Raw genomic sequence first — 11,469 nt, 5'->3', positions numbered from 1 at the left:
TTCACAGTGCGCCCCCGGCCGTGAGCAGGGCGGCCAGGATGAGCAGTGCCCCGCCGGCGCAGGTCAGGTCGACCGCGCGGCGCAGGCACGTGAACTTAGCGACCGCCAGCCGGGAAAGGCCGGCGATGTCGGCGGCCAGGTCGGTCGCGACGGCGTCGGTGATCTCCTCGGCGGTGAGCGTGGCCCACAGCGGGAACCCGTGCCGGCCGCGCAGGTTCGGCCGGGCCGAGCGCAGCAGCACGCCGGCCGCCGCGACCAGCAGCATCATCCCGGCGGCGCCCGCGATGTAGGCGGGGAGGGTCAGGGGCAGGTCGCGGGTGACCGTCCAGGCACCAGCCAGCACCGCGCCGACGAACGCCAGCAGCAGACCGGTCTTGGTGTCGGTCCGCGTGATCTCCGCCTTCACCTCGGCGTGCGCGGCGGTCAGACTCCGGGTGGTGCTCACGCGGCACCCCCGGGCAGGGTCACGGCCGTGGTGCGGTTGGCCAGGGCAATGCGCGCGGCCAGCGCCCGGCGGCGGGCCCGGCGGAGCCGCCGGTTGTCCAGCTCGGTCGGGACGCGGTCCAGGGTGATGATCTGCGCGTCCAACAGCTCGACGTCCGCCAGGATGACGGGCATCTCCTGCTCGATCGCGTCCAGCTCAGCGTCCGTCGGCTCCATGAAGTCGTCGAACGCGGTAACAGCGTCCTGAACAGTAACGATGTGGCTCATTGGGTCGTGTGTCCTCTCAACAGGTACGGCCCGACAGCGCCCCCGGAGTTCCAGCTCCGGGGGCGCGCCGTTTAAGGGGTGTGCAAGTCCTAGGTCAGCGGCCCTGCGCCCAGCGGAGCAGGCCGACGACCGAGTCGGTGACGTCGGTGACACGGCCCGACTCCAGCTCGTCGGCCCGGGTCTCCATCTGCTGCGCGGCGGTGTCCTTGCCCCGGCTGCGCAGCACCTTCGCAGCCTCACGGTTCTTCGAGGCCTGTGCCTTCAGGCGGTCCATGAACAGTCCTCTCGATGGATGACGGGTGAAGCCCACGCGGCTCCCCTCAGCGCTGCTCGTGCGCGACGAGCAGCGGAGGCAACCGGCCGCAGCGAGGCTGCGGAGATCGAGTTGCGCTGTACCTCACACGGGGAACCCGTGTGGCCGCCTACTTGGCCGAGGAGAGGCGGCGTAATCCCCATTGAGTTGTCAAGGAGCTTCCGGCAAGGGGCCCGCCCCGAAAGGCGAGCTATCCCGAACCGGTACGGCCTGGAAGCAGCCCAAAGAAGGCCCTTCCAACTCGCTGTCCTAGGACTGCGAGCGGCTTGAGATGACAGTGCCACGCTGTCCTAGGACTGTCAACAGTCCTAGGACTATGTGGTTCACTGGTCGGGTCGAGAGGAGTTCTGCGTGGCACCGAAGTGGCGCGACCTGGCGGACAGGTTCGCGGAGCAGATCAAGAGCGGTCAGTTGCCGCCGGGCGCCCAGTTGCCCCAGATCAGAGAGCTAGTGGAGGCGGGGGAAGGCTCAAAGGAGACCGTCCACAAGGCCTTTAAGGCCTTGGAGGCCGAAGGCCTTGTGACGTCGACGCGCGGACGTGGCACCGTCGTGCGTCCTCGTACTGCACTCAAGCGGCTGGGTATCGCCCGTTACGACAAGGCGAAATGGCGCGACGGTGACGAGGTCGCGTTCATCGCTGACCGAGTCGCTTCGGGACGCGCGTACAAGCGCAACGAGCAGACGCAGACCGTGAGCCGTGTCGAGGCCGACAGCCTCGTTGCGGAGGGGCTGGGTGTCCCAGTCGGCTCCGAGGTGTACGCACGCGCCCGACTCGTGAAGGAAGGGGTGCAGCCGACTCACACCCTGACCAGCTACTACCGGCCGGAGCACGTTGAGGGGACACGCATCGTCGACCCCACGCCGGGGCCCGCCGGCCGTGGCGGCGGGTACCGGGTCCTCTACGACGCTGGATACGAGATCGACCACATGAGGGAGGCCCTGTTCGCCCGCGTCCCGACTACGGACGAAGTGCAGCTCCTACAGCTCCCCGCCAGTGAGCCCGTGGTCGAGCTGCACCGGACCACGTACACCGCAGATGGCACGGTGGTTGAGTTTGCGGTGGGCGTTCACGCGGCTTCTCGCTTCGCGTGGGAGTACGACTTCAAGGTTCCCGACTCGGCACAGGACAAGAAGGGGCAGGAATGATCTCGGCGCAGGCATGGGCGGATGCTCGACTGCTGTGGGACTACCACTTCATGCACCATGACACACGTCCGTGTTCGGTGGCGGTGGGGCTGGGCAGTCACGACCTTGGTGTGGCTGACGTGACAGCGGAGCTGTACCACCAGGGCATGGCGCCGGTCATCGTCTTCACGGGGGCCACGAGCCCCACGACCCGGGCGCGCATGCCGCGCGGTGAAGCTGTGCACTACCGAGAGCGGGCGTTGCAGCTAGGGGTGCCCGAGTCCGCGGTACTCCTGGAACCGCGTGCCAAGAACACCGGCGAGAACATCGAGTTCTCGAAAGCGGTGCTGGTAGAGGCCGGCGTCAAGGTCTCGTCCGTCCTGCTCGTGAGCAAGCCGTACGAAGAGCGGCGCTCGTACGGCATGATGCGGAAGCTCTGGCCCGAGGTCGAAGTGGTGTGCGCGTCGACGCCGATGGACCTGAAGGAGTATGCCGACTCCATCGGAGACGCCCGCATGGTGATCGACATGATCGTGGGCGCCCTGCAACGGGTGCTCGTCTTCCCGAGGTTGGGCCTGGCCATCGAGCAGGACGTACCAGGCGCCGTCGTAGCAGCTTATGAGCGGCTGTGCGTTGAAGGCTTCACGAGCCGACTCATGCCGGCTGACGTCGGTGGCCGACCTGGCACTTGATTCCAGGGCGGGCAGCAGTCCGCCCTAAGCTTCGTTCTCCACTTTCCCTACTTCATCAAGGCTCGCTGTGCTCGCCCGCCCGGCGGCCGATGGTGCTTGCCGATCACCGCCAACCCGACCGCCGCACACTCCGCCCAAGCGCATCAACGGCCGCGCCAGCCCGCATGCCACCGCCCCCACGATCCGGCCTCAGGAAGGGAAAGACCCAACAGCCGCTCGACCCCAACGCCCCGCATCGGGGGCCACGTCGCAACCCCTTCCACCCGGTTGCCTACACCAGTAGGTCGGATCAAACCGAGGGTCGCGCCAAGCGCGGCGCCGCCGGTCGGTCGCCGCCGCGCCGCCTCCATGTCTTCGCCACCGGCGCACGTCGCCGCCCGCCCGTCGCCGCCCGCAGCGGCCACATTGGTCAACAGACTGCCCGAGCGCCGGAAGCTTACGGGGCCATGATCACTCGCGCCAAAGCAGCTCCCGGCCAAAGTCGCTACGCCAACCTTACGCTTCTTACACAGGTTCAAGAATGACGAGGCTCTCTCTCAAGAAAGCAGACTCGCCAGCTCTCCGCTTCAACATTCGAGCGATCTTTACTTCAGAAACACGCCATCCGGAAAGTTCCGCCAGGCGACCCATGATGACATCAGCGGCGATCACATACTTACTATCGCCCGAACCATGCAGGGAATTTCCGACCACGAATACCAATCGACCATCTTCACGGATTATCCTGCGACATTCAACCAGAACTCGCAACATATCATCCGCGTAGCCGATGATCACTTCTTTGCGCCCCTCAGAATACCGATCACCGACGGGAACACACGAAACAACAGGATCGATTAGCGAATGTACATCAGCGGCAACCGCGGAATTCAAGTAAACGAACTCCTGCGAAAAACGCACACTAGGATGGCTCCTCACCGTGCGCTGCCGCTGAGCCTTCATCTCGGCCTCTGACTCGTAACAGCCGAGCACCCAGGCCTCAGTCTTATAGATCTCGGTGTAGTCGATATTGTTGGGATATGGCGGAGAAAAGAGAATGAGATCAAATTCTTGTTCCGTAGCAAGAGAAGAAACTTGACGGGCATCCCCCAAGACAACTTCTCCGCCACTAGCCGCCGGCTTCGTCGACTCGAGATCCCTACGAACGAGGTCCACCCGATCGAGGAAGATCTCCCACGGGAGCTTTGGATCACGCGAGGGTTCAAACCTCAAGGCTCGCCCGTCTCGCCGCAGCCGACTGGACGGCTCAACGCATGAAGCAAGGCACACGCGAAAGATCGAGCGTGTTTCCTGAGTCGCCCCTGCATCGATGGCATGCCGGATACGCAGAAGGTCTTGCATGTATTGCGCTGGAAAATACTTCTCGTTCTTGAGAGTCGACAGCCCAGGGATTACAAAAGTGTCGTACTTAAAATCTTCATAGAACTTCTTAATCTTTTCAAGCTCGGCAGCAAAAGAGCCGGCGATTGAATTACCGAGGATTCGCGCCTGAAGTTTAGCGTGAGACAATTCCCAAATAAATGGGTTGCGCTCCACGCCGAATACGTGAGCACGATGCCCATTTCGCTCACATGCCGATATCCCACTCAACAGCGTAGTGCCACTACCCGCAAATGGATCGGCAATCGCCAAATTCGCCTTCACGGAGAGTCCTACATCATGCAGCAGACGATCAAGCAACCGAGAGGAGAACGCTTCCTTCAAATGAAACCATCGGTACAAAGGCTCCTCAGAGTTTCCGTGTGGCACGACCAAACGGCCGTATTCCGCCGAACAATCAGCCACTTTCCAGTTGCCTTCGAAGGCACTGTAGTGGCGATCAAGCGTCTCAACGCTTCTAATCGCCATTACTTCCACCTCGTACGCTCAGTCGCGGTCCCCACCCCTCGGACTCGGGGTGCTCCAGTGTGACACAGCCGCCGCTACAGACAGGGCATGACGCCCAGTCAGGCTCCAACTGGGGAGGTTCCGGGCGCTCCAGACGGGGCGATAGGTGCAGAACCCCTGCACTCGCGCTACTTGAAGCCCTATGGTGGCTCACACGGCCACACGCGAGCGCCCGCGGGAGACCCACATGAGTGACAGGAATCAGCCCGTCAAGTTGCCAGTCATCCACGCCTTGGAGCTGTCGCACTTTACCCTATACCAGAACCGAAACAAAATTTCGATCGACTTCGGCGATGGTGTGTTTTGTCTCGCCGGAGCCAACGGCTTGGGTAAGTCGACTTTCCTGGCCATCTTGAACTACGCGATCACAGGAATTGTCGCTAGCCCGAATCAGAAGTTTCAGTCAGCCAAGGAGTACTACCAAGACAGCATGAAGTATGCGGCCGGGTACTTCCAGGGACGCGTGAGAGAGCTGTACCGGCCCGATGCTGAAGTGACCGTACGGTTCACAGTTGGGCCCACGCAGTACACGGTTACGAGAGACTTCTTCACGTCTCAATCGCTGCGGAGGCTGAAAATTGAAGGTCCCAGCGGCGAACGCAATTGGACCGTAGAAGATAGCGACCTCGACGGCAACATCATCCACAATGAGTACGTCTCGGCGATTCTTACTGACACCGGCCTAGCGGGCTTCGAACAACTGGTCTTCTTGCAGCACTTCCTCGTCACTTTCGACGAGAGGAGGCATCTTCTCTTCTGGGATTCACCTGACGCGACCCTGTATGCCCTGTATCTAGTATTCGGGGTTGATCCGACGAAGGTCGCACACGCAGCCGAATGGGCTCGCATGGCGGAACGCCTGGAATCTCAGGCACGAAACGCACAATACCAGGCAACTACTGCGCGAGATAATAGGAATGAGGTTTTGAAGCGAACTGCACCCGACACCTTGCCAAACATGGAACTGCTCGACCAACATGAAAAACTAGTCGCGCAGCAACTTAAAGCCCAACAACTTCTTGAATCCAAAACAGCAGAAGTTGAGGACTCACGACTAAGGGTGAGTGTTCTGGCGGCTGAGGCCTCATCACTGCGCCGCGACTACAATAAGTCGTTTGAATCGCGCTTCATTACTCAGAACCATCCTGAACAAAATCCATTGATCGCTCAGCTTTTGGATAACTGCGAGTGCTCGGTATGCGGCCAGACAGGAGAGGAGGTGACTGCCGCTGCTAAGGCCGCATTGGAAGCAAATAGTTGTCCGTTGTGCCGGCTGCAGATTCCTGCTCCAGTGGATCAAAGCGATGAAGCATTTGCTCAATTGGAGGAACTCGACAGGAAACTAGCCGCGGCGAAAGGCCAACTGACAGAGGCTCAAGCCTCTTTCGAGCGCCTAAACAATGAGCTGTCATCCGCACGCGCCCAGCTCGTTGAGGTCACGGACGCTCTTCGTGCATTCGAACAAGAAAACGCCGAAGAACTGAAGCACGAGAAACTTCCAAGCGACACGGACGCTATCACTAAAATTCTTCAGCAGTATGACGACGAGAGGCGCGAAGCTACTCGTCGTAGGGACGACTTTCGGGCTCGCAAGGAGGAGTTCCGGCGAAAACTTGCACCGATCCAGAAGGAACTGGCGCATAAGTACCATGCCGCTGAACTAGACTTCGTACCCACGTTTCAGCGCCTTGCCTATCAGTTTTTGGGTTTGGATCTCGAAGTACAGATGCTTGAAAGGGTTCGGGGCCCAGAGCTGGTTCTCACTATCAACGGCACCCGTCGGCGTGAAACCACACAACTCTCCGAGAGTCAGCAGTACTTTGTAGACATTGCTCTGCGGATGGCGTTGGTGCAATATCTGGTAGGCGATGAGGGTGTGGGAGGAATGTTCATTGACACACCTGAGGGTTCCCTCGACATCGCCTATGAGAAGCGAGCCGGCCAGATGTTTGGGCAGTTCGTGACACAGGGCAATCGCCTGGTCATGACTGCCAACATTAACTCAAGCCAGTTGGTATTGCGTCTCGCGGAGGAATGCGGATCCGACCGGATGCACGTGGAGCGCATGACATCTTGGACAACTCTTTCGGAAGTTCAGGCTGAATCAGAAGCGCTGTTCGACGAGGCCTACGCTCGAATTGAGCGGGCTCTGGTGCGAGGTAACGCATAGTGCGAACTCCCAATCCGGAAGCTTCGTTCGATGTCCTTTACGTGACTCGCGAGATGGGCGAACAGGGCTTTGCTCTTACCTCATCTGAGGTTCAACTCTTTTGCTATCTCGCGTGCCTCCTCGGGCTCTACGACAGCCGCCCCGTATCCGACTGGGGATACGACTTTGCGGCAACGCCAACCGTCACCCCGTTTAGTACCGCGTGCTCGGACTCTCTAGAAGCTTTGTCTCTTAGGCACTTCGTGGCGGAAAGCGATGGCACCTACAGCATAACTGCCTCGGGAAAAGCTGAGTTGGCGCGCTGGAGCCGGCTGTCCCTTCTTGATGAGCGCATCAAATACTTGCGTGGAGCGACTGGAGCTGCGACTGCAATCCCAGTCGCAGCGCTAGGTAGTGGTGTGGCTCTGGACCCTCAAATCGTGCGGGCCACTCGGCTACACGATTCTCGCCCGCTTCTGGAAGAAGTAGGGCTCTCCGGAGTCTACGAGCAATTTCAGGCCCTTGAGTCTGCGCTCGAGGGGAAGGTCCGGGACTTTATGGTGCCCGCAGTAGTGTGGCTCAGCTTTCTTCTCCAACAGGAGCAACAGGGTGAACTCAGTGCGGAGGGGGAGCTATGAACATCAAGGAAGTGATGCAAAACATCGTCCGCGACAACTTCGTGGCTCGAGTTTCAGAAGAACTGGGGGACGAAGGTCTAACAAGGCTCCGTGGGTTTCTCTCGAAGATTAGAACCATCTATTCTGCGATCGATTACGAGTCGATCAGCACTAGCCTTACGGTGGTCAGCAAGACCACTGATGAAGTTTGCCTGCCTGCGCAAAAGTGCTACCGAACGGATGAGCCGGCGGAACTTGCCTTGCACAATGCAGGTGTACTGACAGTCCAGGTGCTAGGCAACGGCGATCTCTTGGTCCTCAAGGAGGAGATTGATCTAGATCAGATCAATCAGGGTGCCATGGTCTATCGCTTCACACCGGCTGCCGGGGAGCAATTTTGGGTTGACGCAAAAGAGGCTCGCGTCCAATCGATGAGCGGCTATCCACTTCTCTTTGCTACGCCGAGCTTCCGTGATCTGTCCGAGGCACTCAATCACTACAGGACCCACATCGCCAGGCCGAGCGAATGCGCCGTTCTCAGCACCCTTTGGCGGGAAGCGGGGCGCGTAATGTGGAAGCCTGCACCTGAGGCGAGCATGCAGCGCTCACTTTACTTCTTCCTCAAATGCACACTGCGGGATGGTCACCCAGATATTCGACAGGAGACGCCTGTCGATGATAAGAACCCAGTGGACCTCGAGGTCCAGTGGTCGGGCTCCAACCGAATAGCGCTAATCGAAGTGAAGTGGCTCGGGAAAAGCGGAACTCTAAATCCTCCCAAGTTGGGGACCGAGTATTCTGAAAAAAGGGCAAAGGAAGGGCTTGCGCAGCTCGCAGATTACCTAGACCGCACACGTGGCAGAGCGCCATACAAGGACAGGCGCGGCTACCTGGTTATTTTCGACGCGAGACGCAGTCGAGTAAAGGCCGAAACTCTGGTACTGGACAGAAATAACGGATTCCACTTTGAAGACGCCCACATTGATTTTCAGGCCGATATCCTCGAAAGACACGATATCGCTGAACCTGTGAGGTGTTTCTGCGAGCCGAGCCTATCAGCAGGCCAGGCGCCGAGTAGTATGCCTGTAACAGACTAAAATGTGGCCTCTGGCAGATCCTGTGATGAGGCCTAGGCAAGAAGGCACGACCCTGGTGACGTCCAGGGTCGTGAGCCGCGGACTATCTGTGGACACATTCCACGGACGTCGAGGCAATAGAGTCGCTGGCCAGCGCGTTGTCCGCGAGATGAAGACCCCTCCGGAGCCGTGTGCGTCATGGATCGGGATGGCAGTGGAGGCAGGTACGCCACACACAAGCCACATGCCCTCGGACGGCCCGCCCGCTCCCCGGCCGGCTGGGCCGTCTGTGGGCCGTCCGAGGGCGGCCCACGACGACAGATGACGACAGCCCTACCCCTGCTCAGAGACGGGGCCCCGGGCGCCGGCGCAGGTGCTCATCCGCGAAGGTGAGTTGAGGAACTCCAGAGGTAGTGGGCCATATGCGGACCAGCACCCGAGGGCGAGCCCGCCCCTCCACGTTTTCGCATGAAGCGGGCCGGGGGAAGCAGCGGGGTGACGGCAGTCGTTGACGGCAACACCAGCGAACGTTGCCGTACATCGGAGGGCCGACCGCACACCATCCACAGGAGACGGGCACGCCTCGCCGCTGACCAGCGGAGCGCCCGAATGATCTCCTAAAGCGGGTGTCGCAGGTTCGAATCCTGCCGGGGGCACCAGCCAAAAGGCCCACCTACGACTTTCGTAGGTGGGCCTCTTGCATCTACTTCTGACATCAACGAGGGCGATCGAGAGGTCCCGCCCCGCTCTCGACGCCCCAGGAGTCAGTGGAATCCCGGGCCAGGAATGTCGGGGCGGTGCGTGCGCGCCGGGCCTGCCGGTACTTCTCGTTCAACTGGTCGGCCGTCGCGCAGGGGAGTCCGAGATTCACCCCCGGCAGGAACCTGAGGTGTCAGATGCGTACGCTTGGATGAGCGTGTGACCGTTCATGACGTTGCTCGACACCTGCCTGGGACAACAGTCCTTCGTGAGCACTGCCGCTCCATAGCCCTCCTTGAGGCAGTCCTGAGCCCTGAGTGGGAGAGCCGCCGCCACTCCTTCGCCGACCACTGGTCCGAGACGGAGTCGATGGCCTCGATGCGAAACGGATCGGGCGACGAATACTCGATCGTCTTCTCCCCCTTCGGCGTCTACGTGCGGGGATTCGATCACGAATCGCCCATGAGCCCCTATGTAGAGGACGGGCCATGGCCCGGAGTGCTGGACGAGGTTCCTGACGTCTTCCGGCCGTATGTCGAGGAGCCGGCGTTCTCCGACGAGGACGGGATGCCTCTCGTCACCGCCTGTGTGTGGCAAGAGACGGGCTACGACGGCTGGAAAGCGGGAACGATCGATTTTCCCGAATCGGCAATGGAGGACCCGGACGGCGCCGGATACCTTTTCCAACTGTTGGTGGATCGCTCGCCGGAAGCGTTCCAGCGGTGGGCCGAGGACTACTACGAGGTCCCTGTCGACCTAGAAGCCGTTCGTCACGTCTTCTCCTCCAGCCCGTTGACCGAAGAAGTCGTCCGCGCGTTGAACCCGGAAATTGTCCTGGCGGATCTCGCAGAGGACATTGCCGAGATCGGCTATCCGACGAGCTGAGAAACAGAGCAACGACGAGGCCCCTGGACGCGATGTTCCTGTCATTGGGAGCCTTGTGTTTCCAGATGTTCATGTCTCCCTCGCTGGCTTCTGTCACACGGTCGGCTCCTGACAGTGACTCATACCCCGGTCCGTTGCAGACTGCACAGCGGTAGACGCGAGCGCACTAAGCAGCCCGATCAGCTCGGGTCTTCAGCCTGCGCCATAGGAGAGGGGTGCTGACCCGAATCCACTCGGTGCGGAGCCGGCCTCGCTGGTGCAGCCTCTTTTTGCGGCAGGAGTCAACGCCGGTGCTCCAGACCGCCTACCTGCCAGGGTGTGCTGGGCTCAGGGCCTCATGGGCTGTTGCAGTACAGCAGCGAAGTACAGCAACCGTGCCAATCAGCAGCAACCGCTGACGCCTCTTGCGTCCTTTTCAGGCTGCTCAGTAGACCCCTGTGACCCACCCGCCCATGGTTCGTATCGAGGGGGTCGCTGTTCGCCCAGGGACTACCCGCCCGGTCCCCGGCCGCCGTGGCCGTGAACCTTGGCAGGACCGAGGCCGCGCAATGCCTGCGGTTCACTTCCACCTTGAAGGCGAGGACGACTGGCCTCCTGCGGCCAATCACCCGATCGGACTGGCCGATTGGCCGACGCGGTGGAGCGGGATCACTGTGGACTCATGCCGGAAAGCACACCCCGGGCGCGTGGCCACCTGGTCGACTGGTTGGGTGCGTTGCTTGCCGCTGCAGCCCTGGCCGTGTCCTGCTTCAGTCTGGCTGCGGCGCGCGGCGCAAACGATGAAGCCGCCAAGGCAAACACGCAGGCGAAGAAGGCGAAAGACGAGGCAGATCGCCTACGTAAGAGAGAATCGGCCGCTCTCGTCGATTTCATCGTCTGGGGGCCCGAAGACCCCGCGCAGAAGACGGTGCAGATCACCAACCGTAGCTCCACCGCCATTACAGACGTCATCCTCACGTTCAAGGGTGGCCGCTATCTCAATATTGGGGCAATCCCGAGCTGCCATCGCTGGGAGTTGGCCAATCTCACCCAACTGACTACAGACGGTGAAACCGTTACTCTGACGGTCGCCAGGCTCGACTTTGCGGATTCAGAGGATCCAAAGGGCCGCTGGACATACATTACGCACCTCAAGCCGCGTACTCATGACCCAGAAAACACTGAAGATATAAAGCCTCTCTTTAAGGACCACTACAGCCTTACCGATGGGCACTGCGCGGATCCCGAGTAGCGCGCCGGTACTGCAGCAGCGGCTCTGGGCATCGGTGATTGAAAGGTCCGCGCTCCACAACGGGCCGGTGCTTCGGGTCGACAG

10 protein-coding genes are annotated in these 11,469 nt (G+C 60.7%); 6 read left to right on the top strand and 4 right to left on the bottom strand.

What is annotated here, in order from left to right; genetic code table 11:
• Position 1 precedes the first annotated feature (1 nt).
• The 3 genes from AB0G20_RS18455 to AB0G20_RS18445 all read right to left on the bottom strand — a co-directional run bounded on the left by AB0G20_RS18455 (position 2) and on the right by AB0G20_RS18445 (position 985).
• Positions 2 to 445, bottom strand: coding sequence for a Pycsar system effector family protein (locus AB0G20_RS18455; RefSeq protein WP_361303221.1), 444 nt, complete (start codon positions 443 to 445; stop codon positions 2 to 4).
• Positions 442 to 711 (bottom strand): DUF6284 family protein, encoded by a 270-nt coding sequence (locus tag AB0G20_RS18450; protein WP_361303218.1) that lies wholly within the window; start codon positions 709 to 711, stop codon positions 442 to 444. Before AB0G20_RS18450 ends, AB0G20_RS18455 begins: the two co-directional genes overlap by 4 nt.
• A gap of 94 nt (positions 712 to 805) precedes the next feature.
• Positions 806 to 985 carry a hypothetical protein gene (locus AB0G20_RS18445; protein ID WP_361303215.1) on the bottom strand — a complete coding sequence of 60 codons (180 nt, stop codon included), beginning with the start codon at positions 983 to 985 and terminating at the stop codon, positions 806 to 808.
• A 390-nt stretch (positions 986 to 1,375) separates the two neighbouring features.
• Here AB0G20_RS18445 and AB0G20_RS18440 point away from each other — a divergent pair, with 390 nt between their 5' ends.
• Together AB0G20_RS18440 and AB0G20_RS18435 are read left to right on the top strand one after the other, a co-directional pair.
• A complete protein-coding gene (locus AB0G20_RS18440) occupies positions 1,376 to 2,170 on the top strand; it encodes a GntR family transcriptional regulator (RefSeq protein ID WP_361303213.1) in 795 nt (264 codons plus the stop codon).
• On the top strand, positions 2,167 to 2,841 hold the full coding sequence (locus AB0G20_RS18435) for a YdcF family protein (RefSeq protein WP_361303210.1): 675 nt from the start codon (positions 2,167 to 2,169) through the stop codon (positions 2,839 to 2,841). Before AB0G20_RS18440 ends, AB0G20_RS18435 begins: the two co-directional genes overlap by 4 nt.
• 504 nt (positions 2,842 to 3,345) lie before the next feature.
• Here the strand turns inward: AB0G20_RS18435 and AB0G20_RS18430 are convergent.
• A complete protein-coding gene (locus AB0G20_RS18430; protein ID WP_361303207.1) occupies positions 3,346 to 4,689 on the bottom strand; it encodes a hypothetical protein in 1,344 nt (447 codons plus the stop codon).
• 226 nt (positions 4,690 to 4,915) lie between these two features.
• Here AB0G20_RS18430 and AB0G20_RS18425 point away from each other — a divergent pair, with 226 nt between their 5' ends.
• The 4 genes from AB0G20_RS18425 to AB0G20_RS18410 all read left to right on the top strand — a co-directional run bounded on the left by AB0G20_RS18425 (position 4,916) and on the right by AB0G20_RS18410 (position 11,385).
• Complete coding sequence (locus AB0G20_RS18425) at positions 4,916 to 6,898, top strand: hypothetical protein (RefSeq protein ID WP_361303204.1); 1,983 nt, start codon at positions 4,916 to 4,918, stop codon at positions 6,896 to 6,898.
• A gap of 613 nt (positions 6,899 to 7,511) precedes the next feature.
• Positions 7,512 to 8,591 (top strand): hypothetical protein, encoded by a 1,080-nt coding sequence (locus AB0G20_RS18420; protein WP_361303201.1) that lies wholly within the window; start codon positions 7,512 to 7,514, stop codon positions 8,589 to 8,591.
• A gap of 897 nt (positions 8,592 to 9,488) precedes the next feature.
• Positions 9,489 to 10,154, top strand: a complete 666-nt coding sequence (locus tag AB0G20_RS18415) for a hypothetical protein (protein WP_361303198.1) — start codon at positions 9,489 to 9,491, stop codon at positions 10,152 to 10,154.
• A 661-nt stretch (positions 10,155 to 10,815) separates the two neighbouring features.
• A complete protein-coding gene (locus AB0G20_RS18410; protein WP_361303195.1) occupies positions 10,816 to 11,385 on the top strand; it encodes a hypothetical protein in 570 nt (189 codons plus the stop codon).
• Positions 11,386 to 11,469 lie beyond the last annotated feature (84 nt).

The organism is Streptomyces sp. NPDC024017 (genome assembly GCF_040638895.1).
Classification (GTDB): Bacteria; Actinomycetota; Actinomycetes; order Streptomycetales; family Streptomycetaceae; genus Streptomyces.
Note: the sequence above shows the minus strand (reverse complement) of the source record. Positions and strands in the feature narration are given on the sequence as shown.

What these genes read in the sequence shown, in the direction of transcription:
- AB0G20_RS18435 (WP_361303210.1), top strand. Translation starts at nt 2,167, where the DNA reads ATGATCTCGGCGCAGGCATGGGCGGATGCTCGACTGCTGTGGGACTAC.
- AB0G20_RS18420 (WP_361303201.1), top strand. Translation starts at nt 7,512, where the DNA reads ATGAACATCAAGGAAGTGATGCAAAACATCGTCCGCGACAACTTCGTG.
- AB0G20_RS18450 (WP_361303218.1), bottom strand. Translation starts at nt 711, where the DNA reads ATGAGCCACATCGTTACTGTTCAGGACGCTGTTACCGCGTTCGACGAC.
- AB0G20_RS18430 (WP_361303207.1), bottom strand. Translation starts at nt 4,689, where the DNA reads ATGGCGATTAGAAGCGTTGAGACGCTTGATCGCCACTACAGTGCCTTC.
- AB0G20_RS18445 (WP_361303215.1), bottom strand. Translation starts at nt 985, where the DNA reads ATGGACCGCCTGAAGGCACAGGCCTCGAAGAACCGTGAGGCTGCGAAG.
- AB0G20_RS18410 (WP_361303195.1), top strand. Translation starts at nt 10,816, where the DNA reads ATGCCGGAAAGCACACCCCGGGCGCGTGGCCACCTGGTCGACTGGTTG.
- AB0G20_RS18425 (WP_361303204.1), top strand. Translation starts at nt 4,916, where the DNA reads ATGAGTGACAGGAATCAGCCCGTCAAGTTGCCAGTCATCCACGCCTTG.